The sequence below is a fragment of the Protofrankia sp. Cj3 genome (genome assembly GCF_917627355.1).
Lineage (GTDB): Bacteria > Actinomycetota > Actinomycetes > Frankiales > Frankiaceae > Protofrankia.
Genome location: NZ_CAKJTR010000027.1, coordinates 1,392 through 22,747, shown reverse-complemented (window position 1 = coordinate 22,747; position 21,356 = coordinate 1,392). Strand labels below are relative to the sequence as shown.

Annotated in this window: 17 protein-coding genes and 1 pseudogene; 2 read left to right on the top strand and 16 right to left on the bottom strand. The window is 68.8% G+C overall.

Features of this window, described 5'->3' with window-relative positions:
* Nucleotides 1–103: 103 nt before the first annotated feature.
* The 13 genes from MJ783_RS05925 to MJ783_RS05865 all read right to left on the bottom strand — a co-directional run bounded on the left by MJ783_RS05925 (nucleotide 104) and on the right by MJ783_RS05865 (nucleotide 14,683).
* Nucleotides 104–403 (bottom strand): 4a-hydroxytetrahydrobiopterin dehydratase, encoded by a 300-nt coding sequence (locus tag MJ783_RS05925; RefSeq protein ID WP_239308940.1) that lies wholly within the window; start codon nucleotides 401–403, stop codon nucleotides 104–106.
* The gene (locus MJ783_RS05920; protein ID WP_239308939.1) at nucleotides 396–1,931 is read right to left on the bottom strand and encodes a hypothetical protein; all 1,536 of its coding nucleotides are present in this window, start codon (nucleotides 1,929–1,931) and stop codon (nucleotides 396–398) included. Before MJ783_RS05920 ends, MJ783_RS05925 begins: the two co-directional genes overlap by 8 nt.
* A 189-nt stretch (nucleotides 1,932–2,120) precedes the next feature.
* Entirely contained in the window at nucleotides 2,121–3,395 is a 1,275-nt protein-coding gene (locus MJ783_RS05915) for a lanthionine synthetase C family protein (protein WP_239308937.1), read from the bottom strand.
* 100 nt (nucleotides 3,396–3,495) lie between these two features.
* Nucleotides 3,496–4,698, bottom strand: coding sequence for a methyltransferase, FxLD system (gene fxlM, locus MJ783_RS05910; protein WP_239308936.1), 1,203 nt, complete (start codon nucleotides 4,696–4,698; stop codon nucleotides 3,496–3,498).
* A gap of 209 nt (nucleotides 4,699–4,907) precedes the next feature.
* Nucleotides 4,908–7,958, bottom strand: a complete 3,051-nt coding sequence (locus tag MJ783_RS05905; RefSeq protein ID WP_239308934.1) for a lantibiotic dehydratase — start codon at nucleotides 7,956–7,958, stop codon at nucleotides 4,908–4,910.
* Nucleotides 7,959–8,013: 55 nt separating this feature from the next.
* Nucleotides 8,014–8,175 (bottom strand): FxLD family lanthipeptide, encoded by a 162-nt coding sequence (locus tag MJ783_RS05900; protein WP_239308932.1) that lies wholly within the window; start codon nucleotides 8,173–8,175, stop codon nucleotides 8,014–8,016.
* A gap of 386 nt (nucleotides 8,176–8,561) precedes the next feature.
* A complete protein-coding gene (locus MJ783_RS05895; protein WP_370651455.1) occupies nucleotides 8,562–9,278 on the bottom strand; it encodes a creatininase family protein in 717 nt (238 codons plus the stop codon).
* A complete protein-coding gene (locus MJ783_RS05890; protein WP_239308928.1) occupies nucleotides 9,269–10,747 on the bottom strand; it encodes a helix-turn-helix transcriptional regulator in 1,479 nt (492 codons plus the stop codon). Before MJ783_RS05890 ends, MJ783_RS05895 begins: the two co-directional genes overlap by 10 nt.
* 990 nt (nucleotides 10,748–11,737) lie before the next feature.
* On the bottom strand, nucleotides 11,738–12,097 hold the full coding sequence (locus tag MJ783_RS05885; protein ID WP_239308926.1) for a hypothetical protein: 360 nt from the start codon (nucleotides 12,095–12,097) through the stop codon (nucleotides 11,738–11,740).
* A gap of 52 nt (nucleotides 12,098–12,149) precedes the next feature.
* Nucleotides 12,150–12,398, bottom strand: a complete 249-nt coding sequence (locus MJ783_RS05880; protein WP_239308925.1) for a hypothetical protein — start codon at nucleotides 12,396–12,398, stop codon at nucleotides 12,150–12,152.
* A 41-nt stretch (nucleotides 12,399–12,439) separates the two neighbouring features.
* Nucleotides 12,440–13,105: an ATP-binding protein gene (locus tag MJ783_RS05875; RefSeq protein ID WP_239308923.1), complete on the bottom strand. Its 666-nt coding sequence runs from the start codon at nucleotides 13,103–13,105 to the stop codon at nucleotides 12,440–12,442.
* A gap of 561 nt (nucleotides 13,106–13,666) precedes the next feature.
* Nucleotides 13,667–13,825, bottom strand: coding sequence for a hypothetical protein (locus tag MJ783_RS05870; RefSeq protein WP_239308921.1), 159 nt, complete (start codon nucleotides 13,823–13,825; stop codon nucleotides 13,667–13,669).
* Nucleotides 13,826–13,879: 54 nt separating this feature from the next.
* A complete protein-coding gene (locus tag MJ783_RS05865) occupies nucleotides 13,880–14,683 on the bottom strand; it encodes an SAM-dependent methyltransferase (protein WP_239308919.1) in 804 nt (267 codons plus the stop codon).
* A gap of 954 nt (nucleotides 14,684–15,637) precedes the next feature.
* On the opposite strand from MJ783_RS05865, the pseudogene MJ783_RS05860 reads away from it, so the two are divergent.
* Nucleotides 15,638–16,155: pseudogene (locus tag MJ783_RS05860) on the top strand (transposase); the annotation flags it as partial.
* A gap of 8 nt (nucleotides 16,156–16,163) precedes the next feature.
* Here the strand turns inward: MJ783_RS05860 and MJ783_RS05855 are convergent.
* The 3 genes from MJ783_RS05855 to MJ783_RS05845 all read right to left on the bottom strand — a co-directional run bounded on the left by MJ783_RS05855 (nucleotide 16,164) and on the right by MJ783_RS05845 (nucleotide 20,148).
* Nucleotides 16,164–16,919 (bottom strand): ISAs1 family transposase, encoded by a 756-nt coding sequence (locus MJ783_RS05855; protein ID WP_239308917.1) that lies wholly within the window; start codon nucleotides 16,917–16,919, stop codon nucleotides 16,164–16,166.
* Complete coding sequence (locus MJ783_RS05850) at nucleotides 16,897–17,220, bottom strand: transposase family protein (RefSeq protein WP_239308915.1); 324 nt, start codon at nucleotides 17,218–17,220, stop codon at nucleotides 16,897–16,899. The genes MJ783_RS05855 and MJ783_RS05850 overlap by 23 nt, the downstream gene beginning before the upstream one ends.
* A 315-nt stretch (nucleotides 17,221–17,535) precedes the next feature.
* A complete protein-coding gene (locus MJ783_RS05845; protein WP_239308913.1) occupies nucleotides 17,536–20,148 on the bottom strand; it encodes a LuxR C-terminal-related transcriptional regulator in 2,613 nt (870 codons plus the stop codon).
* A gap of 995 nt (nucleotides 20,149–21,143) precedes the next feature.
* Between MJ783_RS05845 and MJ783_RS05840 the strand changes: the two genes are divergently transcribed.
* Nucleotides 21,144–21,356 (top strand): hypothetical protein (locus MJ783_RS05840; RefSeq protein WP_239308911.1); only part of this gene is annotated, 213 nt, incomplete at its 3' end.

Sequence of the window (21,356 nt, the reverse complement as noted above, 5' to 3'; positions counted from 1 at the left end):
GGCCGTGCCCTTCCAGGGTTGTGCGGCTTCCCCCAGGCCGACGAGCGGACGCCCGGCCTGTCGCACGTCAGGCCAACAACTCCGCCCCGGCATGGCCTGTTCTCTAACCCGCTCCATGTGCTGACGAAATTGCCTGGATGCGCCTGGCAAGCTCGATGTCGTGCTCGGCGACGTAGCCGCCGATGTCACTGGAGCTGATCGATACGTGCACGGTCTTGTAGCCGAGCGTGGCGTCGGAGTGGTGACCGAACTCGTTCTGTATGGCGGCGATGTGCATGATGAACGCCGCACCCTGGATGTGGGGTATCGAGTACAGCCGTTCGATGCGCCGGCCGTCGGTCGTCCATCCGTCCAGGCTCTTGAGGTCTCCCTCGATCTGTTCTAGTGACAGCGCCTCAGCCATGTTCCCTCCCTGGCTCGTCGATAGTGACGGGCGCGAGCACGTCCGCCAGATCCTGGCCGACGGAGTGAGCACGCCACGGGGCCATCGCCGCCGCGACCGTGTCCAGTTCCCGCCGGGCGCGCGCGGAGCCGGTCTCTACCGCGAGCGCGCTCGCCTGGCGCGCGAGTTCCACTGCCCGTTCCGGTTCTCCCTGCCGCGCGGCGGCGACCGCGTGGCGCGCTGACCAGACCGCGATGTCGCGGCGGGCTGACGGGGGTGCGGCGGGGATGATCTGCTGCCAGAGACGGTCGGCGTCGGCGGCGAGACCGAGCCGTCCGTAGCAGGTGGCGCGCTGTACCTCGACGTAGCCGTCGGTGCGGCGGCAGGCGGTGCCCCACTCCTCGATGTCGACGTGATCCACGAGCCGGCCGGCCTGATCGAGCAGGAGGTCGACCTGGCTGCGGTCACCGCGCAGCGAGGCACCGTGTGCCTGCTGCTGCAAGGCGAACACCCGGATCTCGGGCGAGAGGCGCCGGGCGTCGACCAGCGCGGCCTGGCACAGGTCGATCACGGCCGCCGCGTTTCCCAGGTCGGTGAAGGCCATCGCCCGGTCGACCAGCGCGCAGGCCACGGCGTCGCGGTCTCCGCAGCGGTGGGCCAGTTCCAGCGCGGCGTCGTGGCAGCGCATCGCCGCAGCCGGGTCGCCGGCGTCCAGCCACAGCCAGGCCGCAAACGCGGCGAACGACGAACCGACCTTCGCCAAGCGCTGGCGGGTCGACCCGTCCGCGGAGTCCACCAACTGGACGATGACCTCACATTGGGAAGCGACCGTGCCGATCAACGCGCCGGAGCCGAGCAGCATGTCCGCGTGGTAATGGCCCTTCAACTGGCCATCGAAATAGGAGACGAGCGCCGGGTCGACATGGCGGGCGCGCCCGGTGCCAACAAGACCCGCTACGACGGCTGATCCGGCGAGGAGGGTGAACCCGCGGCGGCCGAGAGCATCCACCCACTCGATGTTCCCAGCAGTCGCGTCGAGACGCCGCCTCCTGGGAGCGCCGCCGCCATATCCCGACTCGAAGCCGGTGCCAGCCTGTCTGAAGGACGAGTCTGCGGGCGGTGACCCCGCCGATCGACGATCTCGGCGCGTGGTGTTGATGAGGAGGGTGTCGGCGGGGGTGAGGTGTTCGCGGTCGTCGAGGTCGATCAAATTGTGGACGCTGGTGTCGTAGACCTCGGCGAGCAGGGCGAGGAGCTGGGGGGTGGGCCGGCGGCGGTTGTTCGGCAGCGGCCAGTTCTCCAGCTCGGACAACCGCGGCGCGGTCATGGGCGCGGCGCCGTAGGGGTCGAGGCCGGCGCGGGCGGCGTGGGCGTTGATGTGGTTGGCGGCTTGCATCTGGGTCCAGCCATGGGCGACGCGGTGAGCGGCGCGGGGACGGTACTTGTAGCGGCGGGCGAACTCGATCGCGATCTCGTCGTGGGACATGCCGACCGCGCGCATCCGCGCACGCAGCTCGTCCTGCTCCGCCCGCTGGCTCGCCCTACTCATGACGATGCCCCATATCCTCTCCGGAGCTGCATGGGCCGATCCTCCGATCGTCCGCTACGCAGACCACTCTGTCAGTAATCGTTATGTCACAGGTCGAGCGGTAAGGGTTGCGCTTCGTTCGCCAGTCGCCCTGGATGTCGCGGGGTGGCAGAAGTCCGCGTTAAGCGCGGTTCGTCTTCGCGGCTGACCCTAAGTTCGACCGAGGAGAAGCACGGTTTCCCAGGTAGCCGTGCTGTCGGTGGCGAGGCCATGCAGGACGGCAGCGATCCCGGCGGTGCCCTCGATGAGGCCGGGTGCTCGTCTGCTGGCGGGCTCTGCCAGGTCGAGGCTGTCGAGGAGTTGATCGGCTAGGGCTGGGAGGTGGCTGCCGAGTGGGTGGTAGCGGGCGTCGGCGGCGGCATGGTGGACGGTGGCGACCAGGCCGGCCAAACCATGGCAGAGTGTCGGATCGACGAGTCTGGCGACTTGGACGGGGTCCTCGATGCAAGCGGCGAGCGCGGCCTCGGCACGTTTCTGGCGCGGTGTGTCGGCCAGCGCGAGGGCGGCGAGTTGCTGGGCGCGGGCGAGGCCCGGGGCACCGTAGCACCAGGAAACGCGGCCTGGGCCGGCTTGGGCCGGGCGGCCCGCGCCAAGTTCGCTGAGGGTGATCTTCTCGGGCCACCAGGGGCCGGTAGGGCTGTCCTGACGCCAGGCATCGAGCCAGTCGCAGATTCGGTGCAGGGCGTGGATGTGGCCGGGCACGACGATGCCTTGGCGGTGAGCGAGAGCGAGTAGCGCGAGAGGACCTGCGACGCCGTGGGCCATCCCGAGGTCGGCGTGGCCGTCCGCGAACGCGTCAGCCGGCGCTCCGATGGGAAGGTCGCCGCTCCACCAGCCCGGTAATGTCAGCCCGCCTGTGCCAATGGCAGGCAGGGGTTCAGCGAGGCGGACGAGGTAGGTCAGGACCCGGCGAAGCTGATCTGCGTCTGGGCGGGAGGTGAGGAGGTGAGCGCCGAGTCCCGTCAAGCCGCGGACGAGATCGTATTCGGCGCGTTCCGGTCGCTGGCCGGCATTAATGCGCCGGTTGGCGGCGGCGAGGCGCCGGTCGATCATCTCTGCGACGGCGCTGTCAAGGTGCTGGCGGGCGGATCGGTAGCGGCCGGGTGGAGTTGCTGTGGCGAGCGTGAACGCGAGGGCCGGGGCACCGAGCCATAGGCCGGCTCGCGCTCCGACGCTCAGCTTGTCGCGTGTGGCGGCTCTGAGCCAGGCGTCGACGGTCGCCCAGCTGCCGGCGCCGTCACGGGCGCGTAGGCCGTGGAGCACGGCGACGCCCGCGGCGCCGGCGGCCAGCGACTGGCCGCGCCAGAGCTCTCTGGTCGACGCCTGGTCGTTGCCGGCATGGGCTGGAGGTGGTGCGGTCAGCGCGTCGGCGAGACGGGCCGCGACGGAGGAGGCACGCGTTCGCAGGTCGCTACTCAGGAGCATGAGGCACCTCCGGACGATCTGGTTCGGCGAGGGACAGCAAGCCAGCGGTGTCCAAGGGCTGCCGCTGGCAGGTGCCGTCTCGCCGACGCGGGTAGGTAATTCAGTAGGTGACGGTGATCGCGCAGTCTTTCTTGACGATCGCGTGGTTGGGAATGCTGGCTTGGGCGGTCAGAGGCATAGCGGTCAGGGACGGGCGGGCTTTGCGGTCGGTGTTCCAGGTGTGGATGTGTCCGCACAGCCGCTCGGCGAGGGCGTGGCCGTCGGGTCCGTGTCCGTGGGCGCCGAGTTCGTAGAGCGGGTCGGCGCCGTCGAGCCGGCGCTTGGTGAGGTAGGCCAGTGAGGAGCCGGCGATCAGCGTGGGGCTGAGGTTCGGGATGAAGGGCGTGCACAGGTCGGCGCTGACCGCGTCGGGACTGGCGTTGATGCGGCAGACGGCCGGGTCGGTCGCGGTGGCGCGCAGCCAGATCCCGTCAATGGGGTCCTGCGGGCCGACGGTGATTCCGGACCAGGCGCTGGTCCGGGGGGTGTCGAGGCCGCCGGTCAGCTGGGCTGGATCGATGTCCTGGTCGATGTCGTAGTGGATCTGAACGAGCGGGTTGGTGTGGAGCATGGCGACGCGTTCGACGCCTTGGCTGATCATGGGGACGAAGCCGCAGAGGAACACCGACTCCGAGCGGAGTACACCGTCGTCGCCCTTGACGAAGGCGACGCCGCGGGTCTGGCCCCGCCAGCGCAGCGGCAGGACCATCCGTCCGCCGGGGACGAGTTGGGTGAACCAGGCATCGGGGATATCACACGCACCGACCGTAACTATGATCTTATCGAAAGGTGCGTTGGTTTCGTCGCCGAGCGCGCCGTCGCGGGTCAGGACCCGCACGCCGCTGTAGCCCGCCGCAGCCAGGGCGATTGATGCCTGCCCGGTGATCTCCTCGTCGATGTCGGCGGTGACGACCAGCCCGTCGGGGCCGGTGAGTTCGGCGAGCAGCGCGGCGTTGTAGCCCGTGCCAGCACCGACCTCGAAGATCCGCTCGCCGGGGCGGACGTGCAGTTCGTCCAGCATTCCGGCGACGAGGGTCGCGACCGAGGCACAGGACAGGTGCGTGCCATCGGACGCCGTCTTCGTGATGACCGCCTTGTAGGGGTTGTACGCCTCGTCGAGCGTGGCGTCCGGCAGGAACAGGTGCCGGGGCACCGCGCGCAGCGCCTCGACGACAGGGCTGTCGAGGCCGGGCCGACTTCTGATGATCTTCTTGACCATGCCGGCGTGGAGTTCGGCGGCGGTGCCGGGTGTCGCGGTCGTCATGGGCGTGTCCTTGTCGGAGTGGGATCGGGTCGACTGCTGCGGTCACAAGGGATGCTGTTCGGAGGCAGGAGCGTAGACAGCGGGGGTGTCCCGGTCCGAGAGCGCCTTCTCGGGGCGGCCCGCCGCGTTCCTACCGGCTATGAGCCGGGCTGACCGCCACACGTCGCGGCGGCGCCAGCGATCTCCGGCTTGGTGGAGAGGGGCCGTGCTCATGCGGTTGCCGCCTGCTGGGTGGTGTGCCAGGCGAGCGCGGCGCCGCGGGCCAGGCGAAGGCAGGCGGCCTCGTGGTCGCGGTTGATGCCACGGAGGCGGTTGTAGGACAGGTGCAGGAGGGAGCCGGCGACCGTCGCGGGGCCCATCTGGCTGGGCAACGCCGCGCGGTAGGCGGTCAGGGCCTTGGCACGGGCTGCCCAGGCGTCGGCGAGGTCGCCAGGCAGGTGCGGTAGATCCCTGGGGACGCTGTGGCGGGCCAGCCGGGTGGTCTCGCCGACGACGCGGTGATCGATGGTCTGCGGCTTGGCGAGGACGCGTGTCGTCAGGTAGTCGGCGGCGGGGCGCACGCCGCCGAGGAACGCGTCGGCGATGTCGAGCATCGACAGCGCCGTGATGGTGTCCGGATGCAGCCCGGCTGGCTGTTGACGCAATACGATGATCGCCGCGGTGGTGTCGGCGCAGAACACGGCTTCGGCGGCCTCAAGAGCCGCGTCGGCGCCATAACGGCCGGCCTCCGGGAAATAGGTGTCAAAGGCCACCTGGCCGACGACGCCGATCGTGCCCAACTCGGCGGCCCACCCGCCGAGGATCGCCGCGCGAGCCGCGTGGTTCGCCTTCTCGGTAGCGACACGGATGCGCAGATGGTCAGTCAGCTCGGCATTGCGGTAACGGACCATCCACATCTGTGCGTCATCGAGCCGGGTACGCAGGTCCGGCAGATGGCTGGCGATCAGGTGGTCCATGGCGGCGGGGTGCGTATGGACGCGGGCGGAGATCCATCGGGCATTCGGGTCGCCGGGTCGGTGGCCGTCAGTGTTGACCCTGCGGACCAGCGCCGAGGCGAGCTTGTTCGGTGCGGGTGGCCCAACGCGGAACACGGGGGCGACGATCTCGTGGGCATGCCCGATCCAGTCAAGGCTCTCGCCGGGTACGGCTCGATTCAGCGTCGCCACACCCGTGTCGGCCACATGCTCGCGCAGGATCGTGCGATGGGCCGGGACCGTGAGGTCTAGTCGTAGCGTCATGTCGCCGTCGGCCAGTTCCACAAGTTCTGCGCACCGATGCCGCTGCCGCCACCGCCCCAGGTCGGCGCTCCAATCGGCAGCCGGCGCGTCGGGTCCGGGCAGGTCGGCGGTGTGGAGGCGCCAGCGTTCGGGAGCCAGGATGATCCGGCCGTAGCGGACCTCGGGCAGGTGCGGCAGCGCGCCCGCAGCCGGTCCGAACTCGAACGCGGCCAGCGAGGCGGCGAAGGCGCGCGGCAGGTGCGCCAGGAACCGCGCCAGCGGCGGCATCTGCCGGTCGAGCGTCAGCGCGTGAAAGATCTGCGGATCGATGATCCGACCGGTGGCGGCCTCGACGAGCAGCAAGCCCCGCCCGGTCGCGGTCAACGCCAGATCTCCAGGCCCCAACCCGCGCCGCCCTTCCGACGGAGGCTCGCCGAGGGCCAGTACCTCGGGCAGAAACTGGGGCAGCCGCGCGACGTTCTGGCCGCGAACGAACCTGGGCGGGCAGGACAGCTGTACCGCAGTGGCGCCCTCGTGCAGCACCGGAACCGATCGGTAGGCCCGAGCCATCGCCGCGTCACCAGTCGAGGACTGGAACCGCGCGGACAGAGTTCCGGCCGCACGGGCGGGAGACACGGCCAGCTCGTAGTCTCCGGCGTTCAACGCCTCGACACTCCTGGCGTGAATCTTCGCCGCGACCTCTCCATGGGGCTGGAGGAAACGCGGGTCGAACAGGTCACCGTCGGTGACCTGTTCGACCCGCGCATCAGTCAGCTCAACAGGACCGCCGCCCGCGAGCGCCTCCCACGCCAGGGCAAGCAGCCGCCAGTCCCGATCGCTGACGGTCGGCGCGGGTGCCGGCAGGACCGAGCCCGGGTAGCCAGCCGGATAACCAAGCCCCGACGCGTCGTCGAGCACGTCGAGCAGCGGAACGACGCTGCCGACGCCGTAGCGTTCGACGAATCTGCGGTGATAGTCCGCCCATGCTGCAGGTCCCAACGGTTCCTGGCCCAGCCGCGTCAGGACACCGGCGGCCACGGCGAGGTCTGACGCGACAGACTTGGGCAGCTGAAGGTCGCAGTCGAGCACGAGGTCGAGGGCCAGGGACGAGCGTTGCTGAGGGGCGATCCGGTCCATCGCCGCGAGTAGCGACGTGCGTGGCGCCGCCTGCGCCTCCAGTGTCGGCGCCGCGTTGAGTTCGCCGAGCCGGGTGTGGATCGTGGTCAGTTCCTCCACCAGCGGTGCGACCTCGACCAGGTTGCACGCACCTGCCGCCCGAAGGACCGTGATCAGATGACCGAGCGGATCGGTCTCCGTCATCGGCGCCCGCAGGTCGGTGACCAGAAAGTGTTCAGCGACGAGTTGACGCAGCAATCTCTCGATGCGCTCAGGGCCTGCGGCGGTGAACGCCTCGTTCAGTCTGTCGACCAGCTCGGCGAAGCGCACCGGATCGCGGGCGGCATCCCGCACGAGCCGCACCGGCGGAGTAAGGGGGATCTCCGCTTGGCCGTCCGGGCGCGGCACGATCAGTCGCCCCGCCCGCTCGACGACAAGACTGCTGAACACGACGGTCACCCGCTCCAGCACCGGGCCCGTTTCCACACGGTCGATGATCTCGCCCAGCCACGCGGCGTCCACCCGAGCCGTCGACCTGTGACGATCACCGAAGCGCACCGTCCCCACCTGGCCAAACCTGGCCGGTGCGACACCCGCGAACAGCGCGAACGGCGTCGCCCGCCCCTCCGCGCGCAGCAGGTACCGCACCACCGTCGCCGCCGCGGCGCGCAGCCGTCGGTCCGTGACCGGCTGCCCGGCCACGATCTGCTCGACCCGAGCAGCCAACGCGCTGCTGGCGAGCGCGACTGGCTCTCGAGCCGCCGGCCAGACCTGCGCCAACCACTCTCGGCACGCCACCGGGTCCTCCAGCGCCGGCCAGCACGCCACGCTGCCCGACGCATTCACCGCCGCGCGTAGCAACGCGGGACCGGCTGGCCGGTACAGCGCCCCGCCCATCGGCATCGTCCCTTCCCCAGCCTTCGTCACATCCGCGTCCCGTGCCGCCCCGACAGCGTCGGGGCGGCACAGCGACAACCCGCGTTTACGAACTGGCGCACGCCGACGGACAGGTCGACGAGCAGCCGTCCGAGGTGTCGCAGCCATCGCTCGCCACGCACGCGCTGTCATCGACGACGGTGATCGGCAGGTCGAACCAGTCGGCCGGCGTCGCACCCGATGGGCCGACCTCCTGCACGATGGACATCCACGTCTCCTCTCAGTGCCGTTCCCCGGCCTACCTGCCGACCATCCCCGAGCACCACGCGAACGGCGTGCATTCGCTTCGGGACGGCGCAGGGTCGGGAGTTACCATGCCGGCCTTCGGCGGTAACGAGAGGTAACGATGCCTCGCCCACGGCGCAAGGTCATTCCCCCAGCGACGAAGTTTTCTCTTCGCGCCTTGTTCGGTCGCTGACCTGGGAAGATGACGTCCGCCGTGCTGGTGTGTTCGGCCGGACACGCCGGGATATATGCCCGGTCGTTCGGGTGCCAGGCGCGGCGTTGAGCGCGGCGGACCTTCGTCTGATTGTGTAGCTGCTTCTCCCGCAGCCCCGTTCTCCGGTGACCGATGAAGCCGGGAGTAGGGCGTGGTCAGCGACCAGTCAGGCCGAGCGCGTCGAGGTGGGCGCTCATCAGGCCGGTCAGGCTGTCCAGGAGCCGTTTGCCCTTCTCGGCGGTAGCGAGCGAGGGGCGGCCGATCACGCCTGTCTGCGTGTACGCCGTCATGCCGTGGACGAGGAGGTGCGGTCGGGGGCCGCCTCCCTCGTCGGCAGTTTCCCAGCCGGGCCGGACGAGATCGGGGTGCACGTGCAGAAGGACGGAGGTCTCCAGCTCGCCGGCGTGCATGTCGTCGTGGGTGTCGGTCTCCAGCTCGGCGGCGGCACGGGCCGCCGCCCAGTCCGACCGTCCAGGGAACAGCGTCATGGCCGGCCCGCTGATGTTGGCCTCCTGAACGATGTTGTTCAGGACGTAGTTGCCCCCATGACCGTTGACGAGCACCAGCACGGGGATTCCGGAACGGCGCAGCGAGCTGGCGACGTCGCGGATGACCGCAGTCAGGGTGACCGACGAGATGTTCACCGTTCCCGGGTACGAGGTGTGCTCGTGGGAGCACGAGAACGTGACAGGCGGGAGCAGGAACAGGCTGTACGCATCGGCCGCGGCCTCGGCGATCGCCTGGGCGATCAACGTGTCTGTCGTGAGGGGGAGGTGAGCGCCGTGTTGCTCGAAGCTGCCCACCGGCAACACGGCCGCCCGCGCGCCGATTCGCTCCGCCTCGGCGCTGGTCGCCGTGGTGATCATAGGGATGGCTGTCTCCTCCTCGCGGCGTTAACGACCCGGCAAGCGGCGAGGAACTGGCCGACCTCGACCACCCGATCGGCCCCCGCGAGCACTCCCGCCATGCTGCCGAGTACCGCGTCAGCGCGCGCCGATCCGGTGGCCTGGGCGAGTTCCAACGCACGCAGGCCCTGCGCTCCCGCTTCGGCCACGCGCCCGGCCGCGGTGTGCGTGTCCGCCAACCATGCCCGCCACATCACCTCATCCTGACGCAGCTCGGCCGGCCAGGCCGCCAGCACCTCGTCCAGTAGTCTTGTCGCCCCGTCCAGGTCGCCGACCAGCCGCCGGCAGTGGCCTTCGTATGCCGCCACGTAGAGATCCGTGCAGTGCCCATCCAACGGGTCCGGGTCGCGTTCAGCACCAGCCAGCAGCCGGACCGCCTGACGGACGGCAGCACGGGATGCGGCGGGGTCGTGGTTGAGGGCATGCCCATGCGCCTGCCGGACGAGACACAGCGCGGCGGTACACGCACTGCTTGAATCGAGGGCCGCCGCGCTTTCTCCCAGCGCGATAGCTTCCCCGCCACGTCCCTGATCAGCCGCCTGCTGCGCCCGTCGCATCAGGACAGAGCTCGCGGTGCGACGGTCGCCAGCCTCCGTCGCCTGGCCAAACGCCAACTCGGCCCACTTCCGCGCCGCACCCGGACGTCCGAGGCTGTCGGCAAGCCAGGAAAGAAACTCCGACCACCGAGCCTGGACCGCGAGCAACCGACGACCCTCGACCGTTGACGCCCGGCGGAACGCATCGAGCACGTCAAGGTGCCCCTGGACCAGGCTCCACACCGAGCCGGCTCCACTGTCGTTGACTCTCCCGGCGATCAGACCCAGTAGGTCGACCCAGTGCTTCACCGGATCGGCGATGCCTATGGCCAGCGGTTGATGGAACACATCTGACTCAGGCACAGGATAGGCGTGGTTCGTGAGTCTGATGCTGTCGATCGCGATCCCGGTAGTCCTCAGCGAGGAGACGCCACCGAGAATTGCTTCCCACACCGTCGAGTTCTCAGAGTCATGGTGTGTGATGGGTGGCAGCCCTTTGTGGATCTGGCTAATAACCATCAGATCCGCTGGCATCATGTTCTCTCGGTCTTCGAGATCGAGGAGGTTGTGGACGCTGGTGCCGTAGACCTCGGCGAGCAAGGCCAAAAGCTGGGGCGTAGGCCGGCGCCGGAGTGGAACCGGCCAGTTCTCCAGTTCGCTGAGCCAGGGCGCGGTGCGCGTGGCGGCGCCGTCGGGGTCGAGGCCGATGCGGGCGGCGTGAGCGTTAATGTGATCAACTGCTTGCTGCTGGGTCCAGCCGTGGGCGACGCGGTGCGCGGCGCGGGGACGGTACTTGTAGCGGCGGACGAACTCGATCGCGATCTCGTCGTGGGACATGCCGACCGCGCGCATCCGCGCTCGCAGCTCGTCCTGCTCCACCCGCTGGCTCGCCCTACTCACACCGCGTCCCCTCCGGGCCTGTTCGCCGGACCGCCGTCGATCCGCCATGTCGGGAACGCGCAGACCATCGCCAGAGTAACGGGTCCGCCACTGTCGGGCCGGGCCGACGGTCGAACCTGTGCCGCGCCAGCCATCTCGTGTTCGCCGGGCTCGACGGAGGTGTCTGATTACTCGGCGCGCCGGCCGGCGCTTTCGGCTGCGAGACGCGGTCCGAGACCAATGATCACTCCGTTACGAGGTGGAGCCACTGGAGGCCCGTTCAACCAGACAGGCCACCAACCATGATGTTCGCTTGACGTGGTGGTGTGTGTCATTCCCCGCTGGCCGGATGTTTCCTTCGTACCGTCATTGCCGGGCTGAGCTGCGGAAATGGCATGAGACCCTGCGATCTGTTCGGCGCTGGAGAGTCCATCTGTTCGCGTGAATCAGACCGCTTGGTGCTCGTGGACACCACCGCCCGGTCGCGGGCACGCCCCCGCCATCGGCGCTCGTGGCGGGTCGGCGTGCCAGCACTGCGGTGGAGGATCGTGGCGGCGGTGTGAAGCTGGCGAGAAGGCTCGCCAGCTGTTCGGGTGGCAGGAGGTCGCGCATGCGCGCGAGCAGAACGATCGGACGGAGCGCGGGACCGTGTGTCGGTGAGAGAGCATCTCGTTCATTTTGTGATGTTTCAGTCGGGTTTCTGGCGGTGGTGAGGCGGGGCAGAGTCGAACCATCCCCCGTCAGAGCCGCCTCAGGCGGCGCAGACGACGGCGCAGGTGAGTCGATACCCCACCTCGCCGTTCCCAAATCCTGGCAATTGCCGCGTACCGGATCCGACAAACTTCGCCTAATCTGAACGAGATGCGCTCTGAGATCGCATCGAGGTGGCTTCGTCGTCGGAGGTCCGGGTAGGGCGTGGCGATGCGTCGCTGCCGGTCGCGGCAGGGCCGTGTCCGGGGCATAGATCGGCGAGAAGGACCGGCGCGGCGGAGGTCGCCGGGACGTTGATCGTCACCGTCGTAGTCGGGTGATCCGTCGGCGGGAGTGGTGCGGGCGGGTGGGTGTGGGCTGACGGTGCCAGACGACATGCAGGGCGGCGTCGAGGTAGGAGAAGAGCCAGAGGGCGCGGTCCAGAGAGGAGAAGCTGCCGCTCACCTTTCCGTCGGTACCGATGACAGCCACGTAATCGTCGAAGCGGAGTCCCCAGACGACGACGTGGACATCGGCGGGGTCGGGGGGTTCGGCGACGACCGCGAACAGACGGGGGGCCGTGACGTGCACGAGCGCGCTGAGCAGGCCCGCGGCGACCTGGTCTGGCAGGTCGACGTCGTCGATGGCGGGGCTGCTGGTCAAGGGATAGTCGACGGTCACGGTTGCTCTCCGGCCAGGCGGTGGGATAGGCGGTGGGTGGTGCGCTGCGGCGTCAGGCGGGGCTATCGCCGTTCGGGATCTGGCGTGCCTGAGCGTCGCGGGCCGCGGTGACGGCTCGGCTGAGCGCGGCGGCGAGAGCGTCGGCTTCGTCGAGGGCGAGGGCCTCGCTGTCGGGGTCGTCGTCCCCGAGCCCGAGCGAGATCAAGGGCTCGTAGGCGGTCGTGGAGGTCACGTACTGTTCGATCGCCACCTGGATGGCAGTGCCCTCGCGTATTCCGGGGATCTCCGACAGGTCGACCACGGTGAATTCGGAAACGTGATAGTCGCCGGGGCCGGCTGTTTCTACGTGGAGGTGGCCGGCATCCAGTCGTCAAGGTTGCGCAGTCCGTCAAGGACGCGTTGCAGCAGCGCGCGGTCGTAAACGTCCGGATTCGACGCGCCCTCGTCGGTGACGGGCGGCGGGTCACGGCGTGGCAGGTCCTCAGCCGACGCGTCCGGAACGTGCCAGAGGGGTGGCGTGGTGTGAGGCAGGGCCGCCCAGACAATCTTGCCCTTGGTCCGGTAACCGTCGGGGGTGCGGACTCGGACCGGGTAGTAGCCGAGGTCTCGGGCCAAGGCGGCGACGAGGTGCAGGCCGCGGCCGTCTTCGGTGTCGGTGTCGGTGCTCCGACGGGTCGGGCGACCGGTGCCGCCGTCCCACACCTCGACAATCAGGTCACGGTGGCTGTAGGTCAGGCGCATCGCGACCCGGGAGGCCACGTCGTCGGCCCCGTGCAGGCCAGGGGCGCGGTTGCTGGCCGCGAGCGCATTGGTGATCAGTTCCGACACCACGAGGGTGGCCGTGTCGATCAACCCGTCGAGGCCCCAGCGGTGCAGCTGCGCGGTCGCATCGCGGCGGGCGGCGCTGGCAGACCGCGGGATGGCCGGATAGTGCCGGACGTGCTGCGGCAGCCGGTCGGCAGGAGGATCGGGCGTTGTGGACGGGGTGGCGGCGAGAGCGGTGGTCATACGTTCTCCTGGCGCAGGGATCTGTACGGAAGCGGTCCGTCGCTCTGACGGCGCGGGTACAGCCGGGCGGGCACCGCTACGAGTGACGGCCACGGGCGGACATGCGGAGTCCGGAAAGACTGGACCGTCCCCGGAGCTGGCGGCGGCAGCGATAGGCCGCCCGGCGGGAGGGACCGGGGCAGGGGCGGTGTCGCCGACCAGTGTCAGGTTGTGATCGGCGAGCAGCACAACAGGGCACGGCCATCGGAGCCCGCAGTCAGCGCAGACGCGACCGTGGCGGACGTGCGTGTCGAGCAGATCGATCGCGGCGCATCGAAGCTGATCGAAGGCGTGCTCCAACGAGCGGGGACCTTCATCGTGCGGGGCCCGGTCCGCCCGCCGCCTGGTGGTGATCATCGGGCTGTCCGCGGCCGGCCGGCGGCGAGGGCCTTCCCCGTCCGCGGAGGTCGGAGCGGGCCTGGGGGAAGGCCGCGGTGCGGGCTGTGACCCGTTTCCTGGCGGCCGGTGCGGCGTCGTGACCATGGACGTGTGCCTTCCGTGTGCGGTCCGGGAACGGTGAGATCAGCGCCGGGCGGCGTCGTGGCCGGCGGAGTCGGTGGCGAGCGCGGCGAGGGTGGCGTTCAGCCCGGCGCTGGCGGTGACCGTCGGTCCGAACGCCGCCTCGGCCCGTGGCCACAGGTCGGCGGTCGCGGCGGCGATCCATCCCTCGGCGTGCTCCACCAGCCCGGCGGACGTCGGCCGCCGGCCAACAGGTCGAGCAGCCGGACCGTGTGCTCACCGGATGCGCGTGACGCCGGCGTAGACGGGCAGCCGTCCTTCGGCCGTCGTCGCCCGGTGCTGACGGTCGTTCTCCCAGCCCGGCAGCAGGACCACGCCGGGCTCGACCAGGTCCGTGCCGTCGAAGAACCGCGAGACCTCCTCACGGCTCCGCAGCTGGAACGGCGCGGTCGTGCGCCGGTACACCTCGGCCGCGTCCGCGACGTCCCGGCCCTGCCCGTCTCCGGTCGCGTGGGTGAGGACCAGGTAGCTGCCCGCCGGCAGCGCCGCGCGCAGTGCGGCGACCAGTCGTTGCGGGTCGGTGTTGTCGGGGAAGAAGTGCAGGATCGCGACCAGCAGGAGCCCGACCGGCTGGGACAGATCCAGCAGGCTGGTGATCTCCGGATGGGTGAGGATCTCCTCGGGCCGGGTCAGGTCGGCTTCCACCGCCAGCGCCCTCGGATGGGACGCGAGCAGGATCTGGCTGTGCGCGACGGCGACGGGGTCGTGGTCCACGTAGGCGACGCGGGCGTCCGGCGCGACCCGTTGGGCGACCTCGTAGACGTTGCCCATCGTTGGCATGCCGGAGCCGATGTGGAGGAACTGGCGAAGGCCGACCTCGCCGGCAAGAAAGCGGACCGCTTCACCGAGGAACAGACGGTTGACTCGGGTGGTGTCCCGGATCTGCGGCCACGTCTGGACGACCCGCGCCGCGGCTTCCCGATCGGCGGGGAAGTTGTGCGCCCCGCCGAGGAAGTAGTCATAGGCCCTGGCCACGTTCGGGCCCTCGGGCTCCGTTGGGGCGAACGTCTCCGGCTCCATCAGGACCGCCCCCGCGACGATCGTCCGGCTCCGACGAGGGCGCCCCTTGGCGATCGGCGCGGCCGTCCCGGTCTGTCGTCCGGTCCGGGGCTGGCCCCGACAGGGGGGTTACAGGACGTCGCGCAGTCGATCCTCATCATCGGAGCGGCCCTCACTGACGGTAGGCGCAGGGGAACCGTTACACCATCGTCCTGACGGTGACGGCCGGTCATTCCCGCGGCGACGAAGAAGCTGTTCGTCCCGCTTGACCGCAGTTGACCTGGAGAAACGCTCTCGGCGGCGGCTATTGCTTCGAGCCGGTGTCGCTCCTGATACGCAGGGCCTGATCGTCCGGTAATCAGAATCGTGCCGGTGATCCCAACGCCGCGCTCCGAACACGATCCGGTGGCGAACCCCGCCGTATCCGCCCTGGCTCCAGCCGTCGGCGTGGTCACCGCAGGCAAGATCAGTCAGAAAAGGTCAGTGGGTCGCAGTCCGCAGCGACCGGGCGACCGGGCGACCGAGCTTTCCCCGACCCCCGAGTTGGCCCTGGTCACTACCAGTCCAGTAGCGGCTGACCCGACGACCGCACCATCCGGCATAGACGCCGATGCTGCCGGGCGGGGACTGACCCCCAGTGGCGGCGTCGCTGGCGATCGGGACAGATCCCGGTGGCCGTGCCGCGCGCAGTTCACCGTGCCCGGAGCAATAGTTGAGACCTATGGATCGGCTGGGGGATGGCGCACCTTTCCGGTGATCGAGGTTTGGGTCTCAGAGAGCATCTCGTTCATTTTGTGATGTTTCAGTCGGGTTTCTGGCGGTGGTGAGGCGGGGCAGAGTCGAACCATCCCCCGTCAGAGCCGCCTCAGGCGGTGCAGACGACGGCGCAGGTGAGTCGATACCCCACCTCGCCGTTCCCAAATCCTGGCAATTGCCGCGTACCGGATCCGACAAACTTCGCCTAATCTGAACGAGATGCGCTCTCAGTCAGGCCGACGTTGGCGCGTCGGTTGGGAAGGTACACCCGTACTCACGGTAGTCCCCGAGGAGAACACGCCCGAAAACGGTCCGGCGGCAACGGTGTCGCTGATCGATGAGATCATGCGGGAAGGTGCCCGGCGGATGCTCGCAGCCGCTCTGGACGCCGAGGTCGATGCCTACATCGCCGAACTTGCTGGCCAGCGTGACGACCGCGGCCGTGCTGGTCCGCAACGGACATGACCAGCCGCGGCAGGTGATGATCGCCGCGGATGCGGTCGAGGTGCAGGCTCCGCGGGTCAACGACCGCCGTGTCGACCCGGACACCGGGGAGCGGCAGCGGTTCTCCTCCGCGATTCTGCCGCCGTGGTGCCGCCGCTCTCCGAAGATCGCCGAGGTTGCTGCCCCTGCTCTACCTGCACGGCCTGTTGTCGGAGGACTTCGTGCCGGCGTTGGAGCAGTTCCTCGGTTCGGATGCCGGCCAGTCCGCTTCGACGGTGACCGGGGCAACCGCAGGGCGCCGTCAAAGTCCGTTTTTGTTGATCAGGCAGATGATCTGGAGAACGCGTTCGGGGCTGCGGGCGGTGGATCGCAGGGCTTTGGCGATGTTGCTGTGTCCGGTGGGGCGTAACGCGCTGATGGCGGTGTCACGGGCGATCGCCCAGGCAAGAGCGGCGTTGCCGGTGCGGACGGTGTGATGGTCCTCGTCGAGGACGCGGTCGCGGACGTGGTGGACGGCTTCAACTGTCCAGCGCCCGCGTGCGCGGGCGGCGAGGTGGCGGGGGTGGGCCTGTTCGGCGGGCAGGCTGGTGACCAGGTAGAACAGCTCCTCCGACACGGCCGGCGTCGAGGTGACGGTCTTCTTGCGTCGGGTGCGTCGGCGCAGTTCGATGACCTGTTTCGTGCCCCAGAATCCGACGAGTCTCGGGGTGGTGACGGTCAGCGCCTTAAGCGAGCGGACCTCGAGGCGGCCGTGGGCTTTCTCGCGGGTCGTGACCAGGGTCGGTGCCTGGTTCCAGGGCAGCCGGGTGAGGTTGGCGTGGACGGTCAGCTGGTTCAGCTTGATCACGAGGAGCCAGTGGCCGCCCCCGGCCCGGATCTTGCGGGCCAGGCGTTCGTGGCTGTGGAGCGAGTCCGCGGTGACCAGGACGTCGGTCAGGTCGAGCCGGCCGGCCAGCACCTCGACTGCGGCGATCTCGTCGCCGCCGACGACCCGCTGGTGGCCGGCGGCGATGCCGGTGTCATGCCAGAGCGCCTCAACGACGGCCTCCTGGGTCATCAGGCCCGTCTCGGGGAATGACCGGGCGCCTTTGAGGGTCTTCCCGTCGAAGGGCAGCCCCCGCGGCCTCGCCGGCGGGGCCGGCCACCGTCGCGGCCCGGGCGATCCAGCCTGAGAGCGCCTCGTCCAGGCCGGCCGGGTCACAGCTCTCGACGAGGCGGCGGATCGTCCGCTCGGACGGCACCCCGCGCGTCAACCCGAACCGGGCGAGCACGTCCGCCGGCAGGTCGGCCGCCCACTCCCAGACCGCAGCGAAGGTCTGCTGACCAGCCAGAACACCCGCGAACCACAGGGCCAGCACCGGCGCCAACCCGAAGCGGCGCCCGCGGCGCCGCTCAGCGCGTCGAGCAGGCCGCGGGGCGCCTCGACGGCCCTGCCCGCCAGACGGGCCTGCTGACCGTCGGGAACGCGGGTAGGCGACACTGAAGACACGGACACGGCCCCACTCTTCGATGATCATGGTGTAGGAACCTCGATCATCCCGTGGGCGCCGCGTCCGCCCGTTCCCGGGGCCGTCCCCACCCCGACGCCGTAGCCGCTACCAGCCTGCGACGCCAGCCGACACGCCGATCACGACTTTGTCGGAGCCCTGGGGGCAACCGGGACGGGAGGGCGATCAACATTCGTCTTGGCGGGCCCGAAGCAGCTCGTACAATTCTATCAGGCCGGCAAGTTCGGCCCGTCCTGGGATGTTCAGCTTTTTGTATACTTCGTAAAGATGGTTTTCCGTAGTTCGCTTTTCGAGGTAAAGGTTTTTGCTTATCTCGCGGTCGCTCTGGCCTTTGGCGGCGAGACCGGCGACCTTCCATTGTTGATTGCTGAGTTTCGGGATCGGTATCCGAGGTGCTGGGACCCATGGATGGTCAAGTTCGGACAGGAGGTCTGCGAGGTATCCGGCGAGCGCGCCGACCCCGGTAGCCTTTTTCGGGCGGGGCAGGCGGAATGCCTGGGCGGCTGTTTCCGCTGCGTAGAGTCGCAGGCCGAGTGTCGCGTAGCTATCCGCACTGGCTCGCAGTGCGGTCTGATCCAAGACGAGCAGTGCCTCTGCGTGACGTCGAACGAGAACGGGAAGGCGACCGTCCACTGTCGACTCGAGTTGCCGCAGCCGTTCGACGTCCGCGGGGCGAACGAGCCCGTATCTGAGCAGGGCGAGCAGGGCGTGTATCTCCAGGCCGTGGAATCCATCGTCGTGTAGGCGGCCGACTAGGCGTCCAAGTGTGGATTCTACCGTGCCGAAGTCTTCCGCACTCGCGGCGACCTGGGCCCGGGCGAGCTCGATCCACGGGTACATGAGGGTCATCGTCTGGGCATGCCGCCTGTCGGCTTCCTTGAGCAGATGCGCTGCCTCCGTGTAGCGGCCCAGGAGGGCGGCGCACTGCGCCTGTTCGGCGAGGAGCGCGGACAGTAGAGTCCGTCCACCCTTCTCCGCCAGCGCGAGGGCCTCCAGGGTTGCGGCGTGTGCTGATTCGAATCGCCCGGCCAGTCGCAGGCGCATCGCTTCCGCGAGGCCTTCCTGCGCTTCGAACAGAGGGAAGTCGTCGGTGGAGCCACTGCCGTTCCCACGTAGCAGAAGGCTGCCGGTCGTGGCCGTGACGCTCCACCGGGCGAGGGTGGCGACCGCCCGTAGGTAGGGGAACTCGGGCAGATGGTCCGGAACACGGCTCTCGAAGTCGTGCAACTCATCGAGTAGGAGCTCGCCGCCACCGTGGTACGCGGCGAGGAGCAGGCGATGCCCTTCGGCGAACAAGTACCCGCCGGTCCAACTTCCCGCCGTGCCCGCACCCTCAACCAGGCGCTGGTACGCGGCGGGGAAATCGCCGCGCCATGCTAGCTGGCATACCGAGATCGCTCGGAGCAGGGCCGCTCCGGGACCGCTCGAGGCTTCCGCGTCACGCCACAGGCGTTCCGCCGCAGTCGGGTCGCTCAGCATACCAAACTCGATCATTCCCCGCGCCACGGACCAGCGAGTTCGCTGCTCATCGATCTCGAGTGCGGACTCGGCGGAGTTCAGTAGCTCGACCGCCTGTTGCGGCTTGCCGGTGAAGCCGAGGATCGAAGCACGCAGCTCAATGGCATCAAAGCCACCGCCGGCGGCCATTGCGGCCTTGCCGAGTTCCCCAGCCAGCGACAGGTCGAAACGGGCGTATGCGGTGCGCCCCGCGCGGACCAGTAGGTGCGGGTCGCTGGCGGTCTTGGATTTCATCCGCCACACCGCCACGTGCAGTTCGTCGTCTCGCCGCCGCATACCGGTCCGCTCGACATAGTCGGCGAGGGAACCGAGGTGGCGTCCAACGTGTGGCATGCCACGCACCACCTCACCGAACAGAGGGTGGTCGAGCCGCACATCCCACCGGTGGCGGCCGCGGTCCACTTGGATGAGCTTCTGGTCTTCGGCCAATGTGACGGCGCATTTTTCGTCATCTTCGGCTTTTTCGACCAGTCCGACGAGCATCCCGTAGTCGATGGGTTCGGCGAGCGCGACAAGCTCCACGACCGTGCGCAGATTATCGGGCAGACCTCTCACTCGGTCCTCGATCATACGGAAGGCATCGATGTGCAGCCGCGTGTCGCCCGACCAGCGCCAGAGGCCACCGACCTGGCTGACCTCCCCGGCCTGCCGCAACCCGTCGACCAGTTCGCGCAGCGTCAATACGTTGCCCTCGGTCAGCTGCCACAACCGGTTCCCCGTACGCCGCTCGACCTGGCCGCCGAGCGCCCTCGCCAACAGGTGCTCCGTCTGCGACCGATCCAGAGCCGGGACTGGGATCCGCGTGACGAGGTCCCTCTTCCACAGTTCCGCGACGCTGTCAGGAGCGCGACCCGGGGTCCGACGCGCCGCGAGGACAAGCACGTAACCGGCCCGGGTGGCGCGGAGAACCAGATCGGCGCTCGTTGCGTCGAGCAGCTGAATGTCATCGATCGCCAACACGACGTTGTGGACACCGGACAGCCGCCTGACAAGGCCGTCGAGGACGAGGTTGAGCTCCCGCGCCCCGACCGCGTCGTGCTGCGCCTGAGAAGGCAGGAACTCGGCGAGCGCGCCCAGCGGGATCGTGGACATGGCTTCGGTGGCGTACACGTGCTTGACCGTGAACCCGCCCGGGTCCAGCCAGCCGGCGACCTCCTGAAGCAGCCGGCTTTTGCCAACGCCCGCCGCGCCCTCAAGCAAGACTCCCCGGCCCTCGGTCAACTCTCTCGTGACCCGGCTCAGCTCGATGGACCGGCCCACGAAGGGCCAACCATGCACCATGCTGCCGAATTATGTCGCGCTCGATCCGCCGGCGGACATGTCCTGCTGCGATGCGCGACGCTACCACAAGATCACACGGTGAAGGTCGCGGCATTCAAGATCATTCTTTGGGGATCCGCTGTCTCGTGGACGCCCGTCGTGAGGGCAAATCGTGGCGGGTAATGAAACCTGAGTAACTGGACGCCTGACTTTGAGTGGTCGCGAGGCTGTGAGCCACCTGCTTCGCCATAGACAATGGAGATCAATCAATATCGCTTCACGGCGCAGCAAAGGCGGGGGATGATGACGAGGGCAGGGCTGGCCAGCACGGTAGCAGCGGCCATCCTCGCGGGAGGGTTCCTCACGGGATGCGACGGCGGATGGACGGAGAAACCGACACCGCCGCCCACCCCGGCGGTCGACCAAACCACGGACGCGGCGACGCCGGATGGTGGGAGCGTACCCGCCAGCCTGGTGGGAGATTGGGCTCGCGAGGGCACCTCTGGAATGAACGTGCGTTCGTTCGAACCGGACGGGACCTGGACCTGGACGGTGCCCACGCCTAGCGGCGGCGTGCACCAGTGCTCCGGACCATTCACGGTCTCGGGCGACCAGATCGCCCTGAGGGTCGCAGCCGGAGGCTGCGTATCCGTCAGCAAAACCTGGTCCCTCCAACGCGACGTGCTGATCTTGGATGGTCTGCGCTACGACAGGCAGTGACATGGGCCGCCGGCTCGGAGCTCGCTGACCTTCCGCGGGCGGCGGGGCCATCTCTACTCGACTGCGAAGCCGCCCGCCCGAAGAGGAGAATGTCAAGCACCCCCGCTCTGATGGGCGGCGAGCGAGGGGGCTGAAGCAGGTACGGCCTTGGGCTCGGAGTGGTGCCCGCCAGCTTCCTGGTGCGGGCTCCACCGGCTTTCGCCCAAGTGCTCCAATCGCACGAATTTGGTACAGACAATGAGGGCCGTGGTGTCGATCAATTGGAGGTGGCTTGCATGACCTGCGACTGGCAAGGCGATCATCATCGGCAAGGCGATCAGCGCGAGAACGCCCGAATCTTTGACTCTGTCACTGAAGTCCAGCATGACAATGCCCGAATCTTCGATTCAATCTCTGAGGTCCAGCGTGAGCGCATAAATCGGGAGCGGCTGGCAGCAGGTAGCAACTCAGCCGCTCCTTCCTACGGGCCCCTCGGACCTTCAGGCTCG

Bases quoted from the DNA above. Each gene is read 5' to 3' on its own strand.
- MJ783_RS05925 (WP_239308940.1), bottom strand. From the start codon at position 403: ATGGCTGAGGCGCTGTCACTAGAACAGATCGAGGGAGACCTCAAGAGC.
- MJ783_RS05920 (WP_239308939.1), bottom strand. From the start codon at position 1,931: ATGAGTAGGGCGAGCCAGCGGGCGGAGCAGGACGAGCTGCGTGCGCGG.
- MJ783_RS05915 (WP_239308937.1), bottom strand. From the start codon at position 3,395: ATGCTCCTGAGTAGCGACCTGCGAACGCGTGCCTCCTCCGTCGCGGCC.
- fxlM (WP_239308936.1), bottom strand. From the start codon at position 4,698: ATGACGACCGCGACACCCGGCACCGCCGCCGAACTCCACGCCGGCATG.
- MJ783_RS05900 (WP_239308932.1), bottom strand. From the start codon at position 8,175: ATGTCCATCGTGCAGGAGGTCGGCCCATCGGGTGCGACGCCGGCCGAC.
- MJ783_RS05875 (WP_239308923.1), bottom strand. From the start codon at position 13,105: ATGACCACCGCTCTCGCCGCCACCCCGTCCACAACGCCCGATCCTCCT.
- MJ783_RS05865 (WP_239308919.1), bottom strand. From the start codon at position 14,683: ATGGAGCCGGAGACGTTCGCCCCAACGGAGCCCGAGGGCCCGAACGTG.
- MJ783_RS05855 (WP_239308917.1), bottom strand. From the start codon at position 16,919: ATGACCCAGGAGGCCGTCGTTGAGGCGCTCTGGCATGACACCGGCATC.